The sequence below is a fragment of the Burkholderia sp. 9777_1386 genome, from assembly GCF_015712265.1.
GTDB lineage: Bacteria > Pseudomonadota > Gammaproteobacteria > Burkholderiales > Burkholderiaceae > Burkholderia > Burkholderia cenocepacia.
On record NZ_JACCQB010000024.1, the window covers coordinates 24,058 to 42,969 of the forward strand.

Consider the following 18,912-nt stretch of genomic DNA (forward strand, 5'->3'; position numbering starts at 1 on the left):
CACGTGCGTGCGCGACGCACGGGTTCTCTCATGCAATTCGGATGCCAGCGTCGACATGCCCGTCGCACGGGGCTTGCGGCGGGCATGCCGCGCCGGTGTTGCTGCATGCGCATCTGTGAACGACGTCAAACTGCTGGTCACGCAACACCGGCCGACGCCGAAATCGTCAGGACAGCTTCGCAGGCGCCGGCTGCGTTGCGTCGCGACGTCCATGCGCGAACCGCAGTGCAAGCGCGCCCAGCACGACGACAGGCAGCCAGCACAGAAACACCGCCCGCAGCCCGACGAGTGGCGCGAGCGCGCTGCCGATCAGCGGACCGCAGAACGCGCCGGTCATCGACGCGAGGTTGTAGAGGCTCGACACCTGGCTCTTGTCGGCCGGATGACGGCCGAGATGCTGCATGTTCACGAGATGCAGCAGCGACGACCCGGCGCACAGCGCGGCGAGACCCGCGCCGACGGTCCATGCGTCGCGCCCGAGGCCGAGCGCGAGCAGCCCGGCCACGCCGCCCGCGACGCTCAGTGCATGGCAACGACGTTCCGTCATTCGCTGCGCGACGTGCCCGAGCCCGAACAGCGCGAGCACCGCGACGACGCCCTGCAACGTCAGCAGCGCGACGGCATGCGTCTGCGCGAGGCCGAGCGACTGGATCGCGAGCACGACCGTATAGGTGCCGACGAGTGCGCGCGTCGCACTGTTCACCGCTTCCGCGACGAGTTGCTCGCGGATGTCGCGGCGCCATGCGAGCGCGAGCAACGTACGCAGGCTGCCGGTTCCGGTTCGATCACCACGCGGCGGCGGCGGTGCATCGCCGAGCAACGCGCGGCTGAACAACGCCATGCCGGCGAAACTCGCCGATGCCGCGCAGAACGTCGCGACCGCACCGTGTGTGCCGATCAGCCAGCTCGCCAGCCACGGCCCCGCCATCCCCGTTCCGACCGACATCGCCGCGCGATACCAGCCCGCGCGGGCCAGGCCGATCTGCGCGAGACGCGCGAGAAACACCCCGTTGATCGACACGATCCGGAACGGAATGCACAGCCCGATCAGCCCCTGCGTGAGTGCGATCAGCGGCCATGCGCCGGTGAACGGCACGACGAGATTGAGCAGCATCGGCCCCATGCTCGCGGCGAAGTACACGCGCCGTGCACCGTAGCGCGCGACCAGCAGCCCGGCCGGCAATGTCATCAGCGCGATGCCGAGCGGCTCCATCGCGGCGATGATGCCGAGCCGTGCGTCGTCGACGCCGAGCGCCAGCGCATACAGCGTCGTCGCGAGCTGCGCCATGCTGATCGTCGTGCCGCTCGCGAGCGCGAGCAGCATGAAGCCGCCGGTGAAGCGCTCGCGCCGCCATGCGTCGGCGACGCGTGCCGGCGTGCTCACCGCGACAGCGTCGCGATGCCGTCGAGCGCGCGCCGGTCGATCCATACGCGCACGTCGAAGTCGGCGGGCAGGAACCGCCAGTCGACCAGGAAGCGCTTGAAATCGTCGAGCGCGGCGATCGACGCTTCGTCGAGATCCGTGCGCAGCCGCCGGTGGACGTTCGCGCCGTATGCGAGCCGCAGCCAGTCGTGGCCCGAGCCCGTCTCGCGACCGAGATAGCCGAGCACTTCGTGCTCGTGCTCGCGGGCCCACCCTTCGACGTCGGTCACGCGTGCGAGAAAGCGGCTGACGATATCGGGGTGGCGCTCCAGCGTCGACGCATTGACGGTCAGCGGGCGCGGCGAGCCGTTGTTGATGCGGATCTGCGGATCGGGATGAAAGCCGATGTCGATCACCGGCTGCGCGCCGATCAGGTGCGCGGTTTCGAGCCCGAGCGAACCTTTCACGTAGATCGCATCGACGTCGCCGCGCACCAGCGCGGCGGCCTCGGCCGCATAGAGCCGCCGGCTCGACAGGCTCGCGGGGTGGCTGAATGCCACGTCGCGGGTCGCGGGCGTCGACACCGGCACGCGCAGGTTCGAGGCCGGTACGTCGACCCAGTCGACGTCGCCGGGCCCGAGCCCGTCGAGCGACAACGCACTGACAAAACCGCGCAGCGCCGCCGCGCGGAAGATGTCGATCCGCTCGCCGTCGCGGCGCGGCAGGCCGATGCGGCGCCCGCGCAGATCCTTCGGCCGCACGAGGCCGGCTTCCGGCAACGCGACGATCGCCTGCGCCTCGTCGACCCAGGTCAGCGCGATCACGCGCGTGTCGGCGCCGGACGCGCGTGCCCACAGCGCCGGAATGCTGCCGCCCTGGCGGAACGCGTTGTCGAGCGAATGGTCGACGTGCGCGTGATGCAGTGCCGCGTGCTGGCTTTCCTGCAGCGCGCGCACGGTGATGCCGTCGCCGGCGAATTCGTGATCCAGCCAGCCGAGATGGGCGGCGATGCCGAGCGGTGTCGGCACCGGACAGCGCGTGTACCAGATCGACTGGACGTTGTGTGAAGCCGTGGTGCTCATGAATGCGTTCGCAGAAAGGAGTCGTGAAGGGCGCGTCAGCCGCGCGGCGCGGTGAGCACCGACAGTCGCGTGATGCCCGCGTGCTCGATCGCCGCCATCAGCTTCGCGACGGTGCCGTACGGCACGTGCTCGTCGGCCTGCAGGTCGAGCGCGACGTCGGGCCGGCCGGCCTTCAGCGCGGCCAGCTCGGCCGGCACCGTGTCGAGCGCGACCGCGCGCTTGTCGAGATACACGACGCCCTTGCCGTCGACGCTCACGGTGACGTTCGGCTTGCGGTCGGCCGGCGCGGTGGCGACGGTGTTCGGCAGATTCACGTGCACCGCGTTGTTCAGCAGCGGCGCGGTGACGATGAACGCGACCAGCAGCACGAGCATCACGTCGACGAGCGGCGTGATGTTGATTTCGCTGAGCACGTCATCGTTGTCGGAAGAGGACGAGAAGGCCATTATGCGAACGCCTCCTGGCGGGTGTCGTCGGAACGGCGCGCCGGGGCGGCCGCGGGCGCGGCGGCCGGCACGCGGAAGCCGGCCTTCTGCGCGAGCGTGACGAAGTCGGTCGCGAACGCGTCGAGATCGGCCGACGCAGCCTTCACGCGGCGCACGAAGAAGTTGTACGCGAGCACGGCCGGCACCGCGACCGCGATGCCGATCCCGGTCGCGACGAGCGCTTCGCCGATCGGACCGGCCACGACGTCGATGCTCGCCGACGCACTGTGCGTGATCGCGGTCAGCGCATGGATGATGCCGAACACCGTACCGAACAGCCCGACGAACGGCGCGGTGCTGCCGATCGACGCGAGCACCGCGAGCCCCGCTTCCTCGCGCCGGCGCGCGTTGTGGATCTGCTGGCGCAGATGGCGTTCGAGCAGGTCGTGACGGCTCCAGCTGTGTTCGAGATCGTGCGCGCTGCTCTCGTCGGCGCGCCGCAGCGCGTCGAAGCCCGTCGCGGCGAGCTGGCCCACCGGGCTGTTCGCGCCGTCGAGCGCGGCCGCGTCGTGGAAGCTGTTCGCGGCCCAGAATGCGCTGACGTAGCGCCGGTTGCGCGCGCTCGAACGCAGGCTCTGGATCGCCTTCACGACGATCAGCGTCCACGTGACGACGGAGAAGACGACGAGCAGCCAGAGCGCGCCCTGGACGATGAAGGTGGTCGGAATACCGTTCATGATGTGAGTTCCTTGAAAAATGTGGCGGGCGGCCCGGCGGGTCAGCCCAGCTTGAAATCGATCGGCACGTTGACCCAGCCGTCGACCGCTTCGTCGCCGCGCTTCGCGGGCACGAAGGTCCAGCGCTTCACGGCGGCCACCGCCGCGCTGTCGAGCATGCGGCGGCCGCTGCTCGTGCGGACCTCGACCGAATCCGGCGTGCCGTTCGCGAGCACGTGCACGCGCAGCACGACGCGCCCTTCCCAGCCCTGGTCCTGCGCGAACGCCGGATAGTCGGGCGCCGGGTTGCGCAGGTACGCCGCGTCGCCGATCGGCGCGGTTTCGCGCACCGGCGCGGCGGGTGCGGGCGCAGGCGCCTGAACCGGGGCGGCGGGCGCGGCGACGGCCGGGGTTGCCGGCGTTGCCGGCGCGGGTGCGGCTTCGCGCGTCGCCTGCGGCGTGGCAGCCGGCGCCGGATGCGCGACGGCCGCGCGCGGCTTCGGCGGGGTCGGCGCCTGCTTCGGCGGTTTCGGCGGCACGACCGGCGGCGGCGGATGCGCGGCCTGCGGCAGCGGTTCGGGCGGCCGCGTCAATTCGACCGTCATCGGCAACGGCCGGGGCGGCTGCGCGGGCGGTGCGGCAGGCACGCGCGCGACCAGCAGCGCAACGCCCGCATGCAGTGCCGCGACAGCCAGCGCGATCGCGGCCGCGCCGCGCCATCCGTTCGCCTGCGCCGCTCGTGTGCCCGCCTGCGCGGACGGTACGACCGACGGCGGTCGCGCCCGGGTCGCCGCCGTCACGCTCACCGTGCGCGGCGCGGCCCGCGCCGCATGCCGGCGTGCGGGCGGCACGCCGTATTCGATCGTCAGCCCTGTCATGTTCGACTCCTTGCAATGACGCGCCGCGGCGCGCTACGCGACCCACGCATGGCGGTGCCGGTCGATCTGCGTGAACGGCGCCGGATCGATCCACGCGCGCGCGTCGAAATCGTGTTCGAGAAAGCCCCACTCGACGAGAAAATCCTTGAACGCGACCAGCCCGTCGATCGACGTCGGCGCGAGCCCGGTCTCGAGATGGCGGTGCACGTCCGCGCCATACGCGTAGCGCACCCACTCGTCGGATGCGCGCGTTTCGCGGCCGATATAGGCGACCGTCTCCGCCGGATGGCGCGCGGCCCAGTCGCCCGCGCCGACCACGACCGACAGGAAGCGGCTCACGAGATCGGGGCGCGCGTCGATCAGCGCGCGATCGACGGTCAGCGTGCGGGGCGTGCCGTTGCCGATCCGCACCAGCGGATCGGGATGGGCGCCGAGATCGATGACGACCTGCGCGTCGATCAGATGCACGGTTTCCAGCCCGGCCACGCCCTTCACGAACACCGCGTCGACGTCACCGCGCACGAGCGCCGCGATTTCGAGTCCGTATTCGTGCGGCCCGCGCGTGAACGATGCAGGCCCGGTGCGGCGCTCGTGTGTATCGGGCAGATCGACCCATTCGGCGTCGCCGTGGCCGAGCCCTTCCAGTTCGAGCGCGCTCAGGAAACCCTTCAGCGCGGCCGCGCGCCAGAAGTCGATGCTGATCGGATGGCGCGGCAAGCCGAGCCGCCGCCCGCGCAGGTCGCGCGCGGTGCGAATGCCGCGCTCGGGCAGCGTGACAATCGCCTGGAATTCGTTGGTCCACGACAGGCCGATCACGCGTGTATCGGCGCCGCGTGCCCGCGCCCACAGCGCGGGAATGTTGCCGCCCTGCCGGAACGAGTGCGGCAGGCTGTGATCGAAGTGCGATTCGCGCTTGTCGGCGTCGGCCGTCTCCTGCAGCGAATGCAGCGCGATGCCGTCCGGCCCGAACTCCTCGTCGAACCAGCCGCGATGCACGGCGATGCCGAGCGCGGTCGGCACCGGGCAGCGCGTGTACCAGAGTGCGTCGCAAGCCGTGGCCTGCGCAGCGAGTGTCGTCATGGTGAGTATCCTTGTCGTTGTCGTGGATGCGTGGCGGCGGGTCGCCGCGCTCAGGCGCCGGCCACGCGCAGCGCTGCCTGCGTGCCGCGCGCGTTCAGCGCGCCGTCGACGAGCGGCAACACTTCCTCGCCCACGCGGTACGCCTCTTCGAGATGCGGGTTGCTCGCGAGGATGAACGTCGATACGCCGATCTCGACGTATTCCGCGAGCCGTTCGGCCACCTGCTCGTGGCTGCCGACGATCACGCAGCCGGGGCCGCCGCGAATCTGCGACATCCCGGCCCACAGGTTCGGGCCGACGATCAGGTCGTCGAAGTGCTGCGTGTTGCCCTGGTGCAAGGCGAACTGGCGTTTCGCGCCGACCGACTCCGACGCTTCGCCGCGCCCGCCGAATCCGTTGCGCGTCGTGTCGCCCACCGTCGCGAACATCTGCCGCAGCTCAGCCCACGCCTGCTCCTCGGTCTCGCGCGCCAGGATGTCGATGCGCATGCCGAAGCGCAGGTCGCGCTCGGCGTTCTGCCGGTCGAGCGCGCGACGGGCCGCATCGATCACTTCCTTCTGTTTCGCGAGCGGCTCGCCCCAGCTCAGGTGCACGTCGCCGTGCTTCGCGGCGACCGCGAGCGCCGCGTCGCTCGCGCCGGCCAGATAGATCCGCGGCGGCTTCTGGCCGCTCAGCGGCGGCAGCAGCCCGCCCGCCTCGACGCGATAGAAGCGGCCGTCGAACGTGAACGGCGCGCCGGCCGCGACGCCCTTCACGACGTCGAGGAATTCGTCGGTACGCGCATAGCGGCTGTCGTGATCGATGAAATCGCCGTACGCGCGCTGGTCAGGGCCGCCGCCACCCGTGACGACGTTCCACTCGACGCGGCCGCGGCTGATTCGCTGCAGGCTCGCGGCCATTTGCGCCGCATAGACCGGATGCACGAAATGCGGTTGCAGCGCGATCAGCAGGCGCAGCCGGCGCGTCTCGCGCGCCAGCGCGGCCGCCACGACCCACGGCTCCTCGGTGAAACGGAAGATCGGAATCAGCGCGCCGTGGAAACCGGCGATGTCGGCCGCACGCGCGACCTGCGACAGATAGTCGATGTAGCCGAACGCGTCGTCGTCGACTTTCGGCGCGACACGCGACGCGCGCTGGCGATTCCATTCGCCGCGCGTATGCAGATCGTGTGCGCGCCGGCCGTCGCCGTGCATCGGCAGGCGCCACAGAAATTCAACAGCCATCGGGATTCTCCTTGTCGGCCCGTTCGGATTGCGTGCGGCACCGGCGTGCCGCGCGTATGCAGCGCTGTAAAGCACGCGGTGTGCCAACGGGCTCGCCGCGCCGCGCGCGGGGCCGCCGATGAACGCGCGCCGCGCCTTGCGGGCCGGGCGTAGACGGCGATCGAATCACGTGCGCCGATTGCCGCCGAACCCGTCGCGACACGCACACGCGCCGCTGCTGCATCCGCCGCACCGGTGCTGCGCGCGCAACAGCGCCCGACGCGACTGTTGCTCACGCAACAGCCCGCTCGCCGGCCGCCGTGCCGCGCATCGCCCGCCAGGCCCGCGCCGCCGGTCATACGGCCGCTTCCGTTCACTGGCCCGGAACTTGCAACGTGGAACGGCCCGCGCGGGCGACACCGCGCCTCGACCACGCTTACCCAGACAGGGGAATCTCACACATGACAGACAGGCCCGATTCGTCATCGGACAAGCAGCAGACGTTCTGGTACGCCCGATCGCCGGTGCCGACGCCGCTCGGCATCGCCGTGCATCTCGGCTGGCTCAACGGCGAGACGTCGGCCGACGGCGTCGCGATCCGTTCGCCGCGCGGCGCCACGCGGCACGACGTGTCGTCGATCAGCGATCACACGCTCGCGCAATCGTTTCGCCAGGGCGGCAGCATCCCCGCGATGTGGGCGCGCTCGAACGACGCGCATACGCGCGTGATCGGGCTGTCGTGGGTCGACGAGTCGCAGTTGATTCTCGCGCGCCCCGAGTCGGGTATCCGCTCCGTGAAGGCGTTGCGCGGGCGCCGGATCGCGATTCCGAACCGCCCCGACGATCGCATCGACATCTTTCGCGCATCGGCGCTGCGCGGCTTCGTCAACGCGCTGAGCCTCGACGGGCTGACGCTCGGCGACGTCGAACGCGTCGACGTGCGCGCCCGCACGCTGCAAGCCGTCGGGCCGGCGCGGGCGGCGAACCTGTTCGCATCGCCGCACGGCTTTTCGAGCCGCGCGCTGTATGCGGCCGAAGCCGGCGCGCTGCTGCGCGGCGAAGTCGACGCGATCTACGTGAAGGGTTCGACGGGCCTCGAAATCGCGCAACTGATCGGCGCGCACGTCGTGATCGACATCGGCTTTCATCCGGAGCGCTCGATCCGCAACAACAACGGCACGCCGCGACCGCTGACCGTCAACGCGGACGTGCTCGCGAACCATCCCGACATCGTCGCCGGCTTCCTGAAACTCGTGGTCGCCGCCGGCGAATGGGCCGGCACGCATCCCGACGAAACCGCGCACTACGTGGCCGGCGAAACCGCGTCGTCGATCGACTGGGTGCGCGCCGCGTACGGCAACCAGTTGCACCGGCACCTCGGCGTCAACCTCGACGACGAATCGGTCGCCGCGCTCGACGAGTTCAAGACCTTCCTGCTCGACCACGGCTTTCTGGAAGCCGACTTCGACGTCGCCGACTGGATCGATCCGCGCCCGCTCGCCGACGTGCTGCAGCCCTCGCTGCAAAAACGTGCGTGAGCCCCTTTACCGTTCACTGTTCGGGACCATCATGAAACACACGCTCTGCCTTGCCTCGCTGCGCCGCCCGCTGCGCGCGCTGCTCGCCGCGCTGCCGTTGGCCGCCGCGTCGCTCACCGCCCCGGCCGCGCACGCGGAAGACGCACCCAAGGTCGTTCGAATCGCCGTCGTCGCGTATTCGAGCGGCGGCAAGACGCAATACGCGGGCGCCTCCGCATTGATCGACGCCGACAAGTCGCTCGAAAAAGCGCTCGCCGCGCGGCATGTGACGCTGCAATGGGTGCCGGTGTCGACCGCCGCGGTCGGCACGCTCGTCAACGAGGCATTCACGAACGGCAGCATCGATTTCGCCGGCTACGGCGACCTGCCGTCGGTGGTCGTCAACGCGTCGGGCACGCGCACGCGCCTGATCGTGCCGGGCGGCGTCGGCAGCAATACGTATCTGGTCGTGCCGGCCGGCTCGACCGCGAAGTCGATCGTCGACCTCAAGGGCAAGCGCATCGCGCTCAATCGCGGCCGGCCGTGGGAAGTGTCGTTCAGCAAGCTGCTCGCCGAGAACGGGCTGAAGCTGTCCGACTTCAGGATCTACAACCTCGATCCGCAGGCCGGCGCGGCAGCGGTCGCCGCCGGCCGCGTCGACGGCTTCTTCACGCTGTCCGACGCGTATTCGCTCGTCGACAAGAACGTGGGCAAGATCATCTGGTCGACCAAGCGCGCGCCCGACGACTGGAAGATGCGGGCGGAACTGTGGGCGTCCGACGATTTCGTGCGGCGCTACCCCGACATCACGCAGCTCGTCGCGACGGCCTACGTGCGCGCCGCGCACTGGATCTCGCAACCGCAGAACCGCGACGCGTACGTGAAGATCCTGAGCGCGTCCGGCCAGCCGGAAAGCGTCGTGCGCCGCGAGTACGCGGACGAAGCGACGCCGTGGAAGGAGCAATGGACGCCGCTCTTCACGCCGGCGCTGACCGGCCATTACCGCGACGTCGTCGCGTACAGCCGCCAGGCCGGGCTGACGTCCGCGCCGGTCGACGTGAACGCGCTGCTCGCGCCGACCTTCGTGTCGACCGCGCTCAAGCAGCTCGGCCTCGACGGCTACTGGCGCGCCGACGCGCCGCGCGTCGCGAGCCGCTGATGGCGATCCGCGCCCTCGCGCCGAACGGCTTGCGCGCGATTCGCGTGCCGAGCGTCGCGCGGCTCGGCGAACATGCGCTGTGGTGGATCACGCCCGTCGCATTCGCCGCGCTGTGGTGGCTCGCGAGCGCGCAGCGCTGGTTCCCGCCGCAGCTCGTCGTGCCGCCCGGCCGCCTCGCGGCGACGCTGCGCACGCTGCTCGACACCGGCGAACTGCGGGACAACCTGTCGATCACGCTGCATCGTCTTGCGCTCGGTTTCGCGATCGGCGCGACCGGCGGCGCCGCGTTCGGCGTCCTGCTCGCGCGCAGCCGGCTGTTCTCCGACTACCTGCGGCCGACCTTCGACCTGCTGCGGCAACTCCCGACGCTCACGCTGATTCCGCTGCTGATCCTGCTGATCGGCGTCGACGAGCCGTTGAAGCTCGTCGTGGTCGGCAAGGCCGTGTTCTTCCCGGTCGCGCTGGCCGCATACACGGGCGTGCACGATGCGCCGCGCGATCTCGTCGAGATGGCGCGCCACTACGGGCTCGGCCGCTTCGCGCTGCTGCGCGACGTGCTGCTGCCGGCCGCGCTGCCGCCGCTGCTGACCGGCGTACGGATCGCGCTCGCGCGTGCGTGGCTCGCGCTCGTCGCGGTCGAGCTGCTCAGTGCGGACAGCGGCGTCGGCCAGATGATGGAACTCGCCCGGCAGATGCTGCGGCTCGACGTGGTGCTCGTCGACGTTGCGGTCATCGGGCTGATCGGCTTCGCGCTCGACCGTTCGATCGCACTCGTGCAGCGCTACGCGTTGCGCTGGCAAACGCCCGCGCGCTGACCCCGACCGGAATCGCTTCGGAATGACCTTCGTGACTCGTACTTTCCCGTTCGCCCCGCTGCGCCGCCGCGCGCGCGGCCTCGTCGTGCCGGCGCTGCTGCTGGCCGCGTGGCAAGCCGCGTCGTCCGGCGACGCGGCCCATCAATATGCGTTCGTGCCGCTGCAGCAGGTCGGCGCCGCATTGCTCGAACTCGCGCGCAGCGGCGAACTCGCGACCGATCTCGGCGCGAGCCTGCGCCGCACGACGCTCGGGCTCGGGTTCGGCGTCGCATTCGGGCTCGCATTCGGCGCGGTGATGGCGCGTTCGTCGCTCGCGCGCAAGCTCGGCGAGCCGGCGTTCCAGGCGCTGCGCTACGTGCCGCTGCTCGGGCTGATTCCGCTGCTGAGCCTGTGGGCCGGCACCGGCGAATTCGCGAAGGTGTTCATCATCGCGCTCGCCGCGTTCTATCCGATGACCACCGCCAGCTTCGACGGGCTGCGCCGCGTCGATCCGCGCTATGTGGAGCTCGCGCAGTCGTATCGCCTGACCCGCATCGGCCTGTGGCGCGACGTGCTGATCCCCGGCGCGTTGCCCGACCTGTTCGCGGGCGTGCTGCAGGCCGTGCCGTTCGCGTGGATCACCGCGACCAGCAGCGAGTTGCTGTTCAACACGGGCGCCGGCGTCGGCAGTCTGATGCAGAACGCGCAGGCCGGCGCGCGCGCCGACGTGCTGCTGGTGTGCGTGCTGGGCGTGACGGCGCTGGCCGTCGGCATGAGCGCGTCATGCGAGCGGATCGCGCGGCGCGCGCTGCGCTGGCGCGATCACGCCTGACGGCGCAGCCGCGCGTCGGCGGCGTCGCCGTCGCCTGCGTCGCGCGGCTTCAGGATGCCGAGCTGCGCGAGCCGGGCACGCACGATGTTGCGCGACTGGTCGAGCAGGCGCGACATCCGCAACTGGTTGTGCTCGCTGTAATCGAACACGCTGCGGTACACGGTGTCCTCGATGTGCTGCCACAACGCCGGCGTGCCGAGATCCAGCAACTCGATCACCGCACGGCGCAGCGCGTCGGTCGCCTCGGCCACGTCGCGCGCGCGGCGCGGCGGCGCGGCGGCCGGGCCCGGTGCGTCTGCCGGGTCGGGGGCGAGCGACAGCGCGGAGAACTGCAGGTCGCCGACGTCGATCGCGCCGCCTGCACAGATCAGCACCGCGTGATGAATCACGTTCTCCAGTTCGCGGATGTTGCCGGGCCACGCGTGCGCATGCAGCCTGCTGCGCGCGGCGTCGGTCAGCGTCGGCGCGGTGACGCGCAGCCGCTTCGCATAGGTATCGATGAAGTGTTCGATCAGCGGCGCGATGTCGCCGGGCCGCTCGCGCAGCGGCAGCAGGCTCAGCTTCACGACGTTGAGCCGGTAGTACAGATCCTCGCGGAAATTGCCCGCGCGCACCGCGGCTTCGAGATTCACGTTGGTCGCCGCGACGAGCCGCACGTCGATCTTCACGGTCTTGCGCGACCCGACCGGCGTCACCTCGCGCTCCTGCAGCACGCGCAGCAGCTTGACCTGCGCGGACAGCGGCAGGTCGCCCACTTCGTCGAGAAACAGCGTGCCGCGATTCGCGGATTCGAACCAGCCGGGCTGGCTGTTGATTGCGCCGGTGAACGCGCCGCGCTCGTGGCCGAACAGTTCGCTTTCGATCAGCGTTTCCGAAAACGCGCCGCAATTCACCGCGACGAACGGCCCGTCGTGACGCTCGCTCAGCGAATGCACGAGGCGCGCGATCAGCTCCTTGCCGGTGCCGCTCTCGCCGGTGACGAGCACCGTCGCGTCGCTCGGCGCGACCAGCTGGATGCGTTCGAGCAGCACCCGCGATTTGGGATCGTCGAACGTCAGTGCCTTCGCACGGATCGTGATCGCGTGCGAAGTCGGGTCCGGCAAGCTGAAGATGGCCATGGCACGACCGGCGTGTTGAACGGGGAAGGTTCGACGATAGCAAGGCGCACGCCGGCCACGAACCAATTCATCGAGCTATCGGTATGACGGCGGCCGGATTGCGCCGGCCGCCGCGCGGCGTCATGCGAGGCCGGTCATCTTCCATTGCTGTTCGAGCGCGCCCGGCCCGAATTCGAGCGAGCCGCCGAGCGGTTCCGCGAGCGCCTGGAAATACGCGGCTTCCTCGAGGATCAGGATGTACTTCGACACGTCGAGGATCGACTTGCCCCAGAACGTCGCGCCGCCGTTCGCCTCGATGATCGCCGGCACGTCGGGATCGCGCCGGATCGTGTCGACGATGAAGCGCGGCTCGCCGGGGCGGCGATCGACATAGACGGGAATTTCACGCGCCCGCGTGTAGCGCGCGGCGGGCGCATAACGGATCGGCAGCGGACGATGCGCGCTCGCCCACGCGCCGAGATACGGGCCGTGTACGTGAATCACCACGTCGACTTCCGGCGCCTCGCGGAATACGCCTGCGTAGCGCGGGCCGTTGCCGCCGGCGCGTGCGTCGCCATGCAGCACGTCGCCGTCGAGCGTCACGACGACCGGCTGGATCTCCTGCGACGCGGCCCACGGGCTGGGCGCCGACAGCGCGACGACGAGCTCCGTGCCCGGCACGCGCTGGAATGCCTGGAACGTGTTGGTGGCGCTGAGCGTGCGCGTTTCCTTCAGCACGCGCGCGGCTTGCGCGAATTCGCGCGTGGCGCGCTCGACGAAGGCCACGAGTTCGCCGCTGTCGATGGCTTGGGTGACGGACATGAGGGCGTTTCCTTGATCGGTTGAACGGTTGAACGGAAGGGCTCGCGTCGCCACGCCGCGACGCACGGTCGACGGATCAGCAGCAATCGTGCCAGCGCTGCGATTTGCGTATCGAGGGCCGGCCGGCGTGGCGCAGGCACGCGATGCCAGCGTTGCGCCGTGCAGCCCGCGCATGCGCGTTTTGTTGCGGAAGCAACACCGTGCCGGCCGGGATTGCTGCGCGACACGCAGCCCGGTGCACGCGTGCGATGCGCGCGGCATCGACCGATCGTCCGTCGTGCCGCGCGTTGCGTACGCAACGACCCTTCTGGTTCGAAACTTGCATCGCACTCGGCCCGTGCCCGCATTGCCCAGCGCATCCGATCTCATCGACCTCCATCCGACCATGACGCTTCTTTCCCTGCGCGGCGTCGCCGCGCGCACGCTGCTCGTATCGGCGCTCGCCGCTTCTTCCGTCGTTTCGCTCGCGGCTTCGCCCGGCCGCGTCCCGGCTCCCGACCCGTTGCAGGGCGACGGCCGCGTATCCGCGTTCTACACGTGGGACCGCGACATTCCGGCCAGGCCCGGTGTGCTGCTGCGCACCGAGCCGCTGCCCGCGACGGTCGGGCTCGCGAGCGCCGCGCGACAATTGCGCATCCTGTACGCGTCGACCGACGGCGTCGGCGGCCATGCGCCGATCGCCGTGTCGGGCGCGCTGTTCGTGCCGCGCGGCACGCCGCCGGCCGGCGGCTGGCCGATCGTCGCGTGGGCGCACGGCACGTTCGGGATGGCCGACATCTGCGCGCCGTCGTGGTTCGGCCGCTCGTATCGCGACGTGCGCTACCTGAACGCCTGGCTTCAGCAAGGGTTCGCGGTGGTCGCCACCGACTATCAGGGGCTCGGCACACCGGGCCCGAATCCGCAGCTCAACAACCGTTCGAACAGCTACACACTGCTCGACAGCGTGCGCGCGGTGCTCGGCGGCGTGCCGGGCCTCGCGAACGAGGTCGTGCTGGTCGGCCAGTCGCAAGGCGGCTCGGCCGTGATCGCGGCAGCCGGCTACGCGCCGGCCTATGCGCCCGAACTGGCGATCCGAGCGACCGTCGCGACCGGCACGATCTACAACGCGTCGCACGCCACGCTCGCGGCGCTGCCGAAGTTCGAGACGGCGTACCGGCGCGATCCCGACCGCGTCGATCCGACGCTCGCGTACCAGTTCTACTCGGTGCTGTCCGCGCAGCAGATCGATCCGTCGCTGCGGGCCGACGAGGTACTGACCGACACCGCGCTGCCGATTCTCGACCAGGCGCGCATCGGTTGCCTCGCATCGCTCGAGGACGATGCGGCGCTCGCGCACCTCACGCACGCGAACACCGTGAAGCCGGGCGGCGATGCGCGGCTGAAGGCGTGGTGGGACGACTACCTGAAATACCCGACGCTGAAGATCGCGACGCCCGTCTTCATCGGCGCGGGCGCGGACGACGGGCTGGCGCCGCTCGAACTCGCGCTCGCCAGGGACGCGTGCGCGGCGGGCACGACGGTCGAGGCGCACCTGTATGCGGGCCGCGAGCACAACGGCACCGTGAACGCGTCGCTCGCCGATTCGATTCCGTTCGTGAAACGCGTGCTGGCCGGCGAGACGATCCGCCCGGTCTGCTCGCCTGCCGCGCAGCCGGCCGTGTCGCAATAGCCGGCTCGCGGCGCTTTGCACGACGGCGCGAATGCTTGTGCAAATCCGTTATTGGATCGCGCCGCCGCCCATTTTTATACTCGTCAGCACTCTCTGCCAAAGAGTGCCAGCCAACTTCGACAGAACCGTACAGGACGAAAAAATGAGCCTACGCCCCTTGCACGATCGCGTGATCGTGAAGCGACTCGATCAGGAAACCACCACCGCGTCGGGCATCGTGATCCCCGACAGCGCCGCCGAAAAACCCGACCAGGGCGAAGTGATCGCCGTGGGCCCCGGCCGCAAGGACACGGACGGCCAGCGCATCGTGCCCGACCTGCAGGTCGGCGAGCGCGTGCTGTTCGGCAAGTACGCGGGGCAAGCCGTCAAGGTGGACGGCAACGAGTTTCTCGTGCTGCGCGAAGAAGACATCGTCGCGGTCGTCAATCAATAACGGAGCGCAATCATGGCAGCCAAGGAAATCATTTTCAGCGACATCGCACGGTCGAAGCTGACCGAAGGCGTGAACATCCTCGCGAACGCGGTGAAGGTCACGCTCGGGCCGAAAGGCCGCAACGTCGTGCTCGAACGCAGCTTCGGCGCACCCGTCGTCACGAAGGACGGCGTGTCGGTCGCGAAGGAAATCGAGCTCGCGGACAAGCTGCAGAACATCGGCGCGCAGCTCGTGAAGGAAGTCGCGTCGCGCACCAGCGATGCGGCCGGCGACGGCACGACGACGGCCACCGTGCTCGCGCAGGCGATCGTCCGCGAAGGCCAGAAATACGTGGCGGCCGGGCTCAATCCGCTCGACCTGAAGCGCGGCATCGACAAGGCCGTCGCGTCGGCCGTCGACGAATTGAAGAAGATCAGCAAGCCGACCACCACGAGCAAGGAAATCGCGCAGGTCGCGACGATCTCCGCGAACGGCGAGGAATCGATCGGCCAGCGGATCGCGGAAGCAATCGACCGGGTCGGCAAGGAAGGCGTGATCACCGTCGAGGACGGCAAGTCGCTCGCGGACGAGCTCGACGTCGTCGAAGGGCTGCAGTTCGATCGCGGCTACCTGTCGCCGTATTTCATCAACAATCCGGACAAGCAGATCGCCGAGATCGAAAGCCCGTACATCCTGCTGCACGACAAGAAGATCTCGAACATCCGCGACCTGCTGCCGGTGCTCGAACAGGTCGCCAAGTCGGGCCGGCCGCTGCTGATCATCGCAGAAGACGTCGAAGGCGAAGCGCTCGCGACGCTGGTCGTCAACAACATCCGCGGCATCCTGAAGACGGTCGCGGTCAAGGCGCCGGGCTTCGGCGATCGCCGCAAGGCGCTGCTGGAGGACATCGCGATCCTCACCGGCGGCCAGGTGATCGCCGAGGAAACGGGCCTGACGCTCGAGAAGGCCACGCTCGCCGAACTGGGCCAGGCGAAGCGCATCGAGGTCGGCAAGGAAAACACCACGGTGATCGACGGCGCGGGCGATGCGAAGAACATCGAGGCGCGCGTGAAGCAGATCCGCGTGCAGATCGACGAAGCGACGTCCGACTACGACCGCGAGAAGCTGCAGGAGCGCGTCGCGAAGCTCGCGGGCGGCGTGGCGGTGATCAAGGTCGGCGGTGCGACCGAAATCGAGGTGAAGGAGAAGAAGGATCGCGTCGACGACGCGCTGCACGCCACGCGCGCGGCCGTCGAGGAAGGCATCGTGCCGGGCGGCGGCGTCGCGTTGATCCGCGTGCGGCAGGCGATCCGCGAACTGAAAGGCGCGAACGCCGATCAGGACGCGGGCATCAAGATCGTGCTGCGCGCGCTGGAGGAACCGCTGCGCCAGATCGTCACGAATGCGGGCGAGGAAGCGAGCGTCGTCGTCGCGAAGGTCGCGGAAGGCACCGGCAACTTCGGGTACAACGCGCAGACGGGCGAGTACGGCGACCTCGTCGAATCGGGCGTGCTCGATCCGACCAAGGTCACGCGCACCGCGCTGCAGAACGCGGCGTCGGTGGCCGGGCTGCTGCTGACGACCGATGCGACCGTGTTCGAAGCGCCGAAGGATGCGGCGCCCGCTGCCGCGCCGGGCGGCCCGGGCGCGGGCGGGCCGGGGTTCGATTTCTGACGACGCAGCGTGCGCGCCGGTTCGCCGGCGTGCGCGCGGCCGGGCAGGACCCTGCAACGCGTGGCGACGAAAGTCGTCACGCGTTGTGCGCTTTGGCGCGACGCAATACGATTGCCGGCGGGCCGATTGCCGCGCTCGGGTAAGATGAAGACCCGTCCCGTCACGCCACTGCCACGCCATGTCGCCCATCGCCAACATCCTGCTGCCGCTCGCCGGCGTCCTGCTGCTGAGCGTCGCCAGTCCCGGCCCGAATTTCGTGATCGTCACGTCCACCGCCGTCGTGTCGCGCCGCGCGGGCATGATGACGGGGCTCGGCCTCGCCGCCGCGTCGGGCACCTGGGCCGCGATCGCGATCGCCGGCCTGAGCCTGCTCGTGACCCACGTCGCCTGGGTACACACCGCGCTGCGGCTGGCGGGCGCCGCCTACCTGATCTGGCTCGGCCTGAAAATGATCGTGACCGCGCGCAAGCCGTTGCCCGTTTCCGCACCGGCCGCGACGTCCGACTGGCGCGCGGCGAGAAAAGGCTACGTCGTCAGCATGACGAACCCGAAGTCCGTCGCGTTCTACGGCAGTATCTTCGCGCTGATGGTGCCGGCCCATGCGCCGGCGTGGCTCGATCTGTCGGTCGTCGTGCTGTCGGTCGCGATCTCGGCTGCGTGGTATTGCACGATGGCGCTGCTCGCGTCGCATCCGTCGGTGCGCCGGCTGCTGATCCGGCGCAAGGCCGTGCTCGATACGGCCGCCGGGCTGTTGCTGATGGGCGTGGGTGGGCGGATGCTGGCCGGACGTTGATCCGCGGCGCCCCGATCGCTTCCGTCGCTCATCATCATGCCGACCGCACACACCCTTCTGGACGACTACGAACGCCTCGGCTGGACCGGTAACGATCCGATGTCGCAGATGCTGGCACTGCGGCGCGACGAACCAGCGGCACTCGTTGATCTCGTGATCGCGTCGTTCGATCGCACGTTCGCGCATGCGACGTTCATCGACGCCGCGATCGACCTGATGGACGACATCGCGTTCGCGAACGTTGCAGCCGAAGCGTGGCGACGGGTCGTCGAAGGCGCATGGAACGCGCGACTCGCGAACGTGCTGTCCAGCGTCGCGCTACGATCGCCGCAGGTGTTTTCCGATCACTGGGACGTACTGCTCGACGTGGTCGTCCCCCGGCATTCGCCGCGCATGCATTGTGCGGAATACGCGTGGCGGGCACTCGACGCGGCCACGATCGACGCGTGGCGCCGGCGGCTTGCGCAAGCACCCGTCGTTGACGACGCGGCGCGCGCACGCGCTGTCGCACTGCTCCATTCACGACAACCTGCAGCCGTGCTCGATGCGGTGGCCCGGCTGTTTCCGGACGATCCGGAGCAAGCCGCGAACTGGCTCATGTCAGCGGGCTACACGCTGGAGCACGGCACGTTGCGCGCATTGCACGGCGATTCTCCGCTGCATATCGACTTCGGACGCGCGCTGCGTGCGCCGGCACTTCGCGACATGCCGAAGTGGAAACGCGAGATTCAGGCGAATCATCCGACCTGGCAAGCGGGCGAATCCCGTCGGTCGAACGCGCACTTCGGCGGCGTGTCGCCGCATCGATGCGGCCTGTGCCATCAGCCGTTGCATCGGCTGCTGACGCTGCCGCAACCGATCGAAGCGGGTATCGACAGCACGACGCCCGTGTCGTTCGCCACCTGCCTGGCGTGCCTCGGTTGGGAAAGCGACGGCCCGCTGTTCTACCGGCACGACGAGTCGGGTCATGCGGTCGCCCATCCCTCGCAGCGGCACGATGCCGCGATCGAGCCCGACTATCCGGCCAGCCCCTTCGTCGAATCCGACGTCGACGTTTTCGCCGCGCCCGCGCGCTGGGCCTGGCAGGAATGGGGCGAGTCGAACGGCAGGCAGAACCTCAGCCGCGTCGGCGGTCCGCCGTCGTGGGTGCAGTCCGCGTGGTATCCCGATTGCCCCGATTGCAGCCGCAAGATGCGCTTCGCCATGCAGCTCGACTCCGAGCTTCCGCAAGTCGACGGCGGCGAATGGCTGTGGGGCAGCGGCGGCGCGAACTATACGTTCTGGTGCGCGCCATGCCGGACCAGCGCGCATCTGTGGCAGTGCACGTAACGCGCGATTCACGCACCTTTACGACCTTTTTACTTGCGCCCGCGCATCCGTTCACTAGAATGGATTCG

At 69.6% G+C, this 18,912-nt stretch carries 18 protein-coding genes; 9 read left to right on the forward strand and 9 right to left on the reverse strand.

What is annotated here, in order from left to right:
• Positions 1-166: 166 nt before the first annotated feature.
• The 7 genes from H0X91_RS18905 to H0X91_RS18935 are packed head-to-tail and all read right to left on the reverse strand — an operon-like array spanning position 167 to position 6,767.
• The gene (locus tag H0X91_RS18905; protein WP_034202781.1) at positions 167-1,384 is read right to left on the reverse strand and encodes an MFS transporter; all 1,218 of its coding nucleotides are present in this window, start codon (positions 1,382-1,384) and stop codon (positions 167-169) included.
• A complete protein-coding gene (locus H0X91_RS18910; RefSeq protein ID WP_196433231.1) occupies positions 1,381-2,445 on the reverse strand; it encodes an ABC transporter substrate-binding protein in 1,065 nt (354 codons plus the stop codon). The genes H0X91_RS18905 and H0X91_RS18910 overlap by 4 nt, the downstream gene beginning before the upstream one ends.
• 35 nt (positions 2,446-2,480) lie before the next feature.
• On the reverse strand, positions 2,481-2,891 hold the full coding sequence (locus H0X91_RS18915) for an ExbD/TolR family protein (protein WP_006484323.1): 411 nt from the start codon (positions 2,889-2,891) through the stop codon (positions 2,481-2,483).
• Entirely contained in the window at positions 2,891-3,607 is a 717-nt protein-coding gene (locus tag H0X91_RS18920) for a MotA/TolQ/ExbB proton channel family protein (RefSeq protein WP_006484339.1), read from the reverse strand. The genes H0X91_RS18915 and H0X91_RS18920 overlap by 1 nt, the downstream gene beginning before the upstream one ends.
• Before the next feature lie 41 nt (positions 3,608-3,648).
• Entirely contained in the window at positions 3,649-4,464 is an 816-nt protein-coding gene (locus H0X91_RS18925) for an energy transducer TonB (RefSeq protein WP_196433232.1), read from the reverse strand.
• A gap of 33 nt (positions 4,465-4,497) precedes the next feature.
• Positions 4,498-5,544: an ABC transporter substrate-binding protein gene (locus H0X91_RS18930; protein ID WP_006482991.1), complete on the reverse strand. Its 1,047-nt coding sequence runs from the start codon at positions 5,542-5,544 to the stop codon at positions 4,498-4,500.
• A gap of 50 nt (positions 5,545-5,594) precedes the next feature.
• On the reverse strand, positions 5,595-6,767 hold the full coding sequence (locus H0X91_RS18935) for an LLM class flavin-dependent oxidoreductase (protein ID WP_006482993.1): 1,173 nt from the start codon (positions 6,765-6,767) through the stop codon (positions 5,595-5,597).
• Between the two features lie 440 nt (positions 6,768-7,207).
• On the opposite strand from H0X91_RS18935, the gene H0X91_RS18940 reads away from it, so the two are divergent.
• From H0X91_RS18940 to H0X91_RS18955, 4 genes are read left to right on the forward strand one after another with little or no spacing between them, the layout of a single operon-like run.
• Complete coding sequence (locus H0X91_RS18940) at positions 7,208-8,284, forward strand: ABC transporter substrate-binding protein (RefSeq protein ID WP_006482992.1); 1,077 nt, start codon at positions 7,208-7,210, stop codon at positions 8,282-8,284.
• A 31-nt stretch (positions 8,285-8,315) separates the two neighbouring features.
• Positions 8,316-9,422: a PhnD/SsuA/transferrin family substrate-binding protein gene (locus H0X91_RS18945; RefSeq protein WP_069353474.1), complete on the forward strand. Its 1,107-nt coding sequence runs from the start codon at positions 8,316-8,318 to the stop codon at positions 9,420-9,422.
• On the forward strand, positions 9,422-10,237 hold the full coding sequence (locus H0X91_RS18950; protein WP_196433233.1) for an ABC transporter permease: 816 nt from the start codon (positions 9,422-9,424) through the stop codon (positions 10,235-10,237). Before H0X91_RS18945 ends, H0X91_RS18950 begins: the two co-directional genes overlap by 1 nt.
• Positions 10,238-10,259: 22 nt before the next feature.
• Positions 10,260-11,048: an ABC transporter permease gene (locus H0X91_RS18955; RefSeq protein ID WP_059722377.1), complete on the forward strand. Its 789-nt coding sequence runs from the start codon at positions 10,260-10,262 to the stop codon at positions 11,046-11,048.
• Here H0X91_RS18955 and H0X91_RS18960 read toward each other — a convergent pair.
• Together H0X91_RS18960 and H0X91_RS18965 are read right to left on the reverse strand one after the other, a co-directional pair.
• The gene (locus H0X91_RS18960) at positions 11,039-12,166 is read right to left on the reverse strand and encodes a sigma-54 interaction domain-containing protein (RefSeq protein ID WP_059722376.1); all 1,128 of its coding nucleotides are present in this window, start codon (positions 12,164-12,166) and stop codon (positions 11,039-11,041) included. The genes H0X91_RS18955 and H0X91_RS18960 overlap by 10 nt on opposite strands.
• Before the next feature lie 120 nt (positions 12,167-12,286).
• Positions 12,287-12,967, reverse strand: coding sequence for a class II aldolase/adducin family protein (locus tag H0X91_RS18965; RefSeq protein WP_006491011.1), 681 nt, complete (start codon positions 12,965-12,967; stop codon positions 12,287-12,289).
• 385 nt (positions 12,968-13,352) lie between these two features.
• Here H0X91_RS18965 and H0X91_RS18970 point away from each other — a divergent pair, with 385 nt between their 5' ends.
• The 5 genes from H0X91_RS18970 (at position 13,353) to H0X91_RS18990 (ending at position 18,844) form a co-directional block, all read left to right on the forward strand.
• On the forward strand, positions 13,353-14,636 hold the full coding sequence (locus H0X91_RS18970; protein WP_058903571.1) for a lipase family protein: 1,284 nt from the start codon (positions 13,353-13,355) through the stop codon (positions 14,634-14,636).
• Between the two features lie 142 nt (positions 14,637-14,778).
• The gene (locus H0X91_RS18975; protein WP_011694564.1) at positions 14,779-15,069 is read left to right on the forward strand and encodes a co-chaperone GroES; all 291 of its coding nucleotides are present in this window, start codon (positions 14,779-14,781) and stop codon (positions 15,067-15,069) included.
• A gap of 12 nt (positions 15,070-15,081) precedes the next feature.
• The gene (groL, locus tag H0X91_RS18980; protein WP_006491016.1) at positions 15,082-16,722 is read left to right on the forward strand and encodes a chaperonin GroEL; all 1,641 of its coding nucleotides are present in this window, start codon (positions 15,082-15,084) and stop codon (positions 16,720-16,722) included.
• A gap of 178 nt (positions 16,723-16,900) precedes the next feature.
• Positions 16,901-17,515 (forward strand): LysE family translocator, encoded by a 615-nt coding sequence (locus H0X91_RS18985; protein ID WP_006495723.1) that lies wholly within the window; start codon positions 16,901-16,903, stop codon positions 17,513-17,515.
• Positions 17,516-17,551: 36 nt separating this feature from the next.
• Positions 17,552-18,844 (forward strand): hypothetical protein, encoded by a 1,293-nt coding sequence (locus tag H0X91_RS18990; RefSeq protein WP_196433234.1) that lies wholly within the window; start codon positions 17,552-17,554, stop codon positions 18,842-18,844.
• The last annotated feature ends 68 nt before the right edge of the window (positions 18,845-18,912 follow it).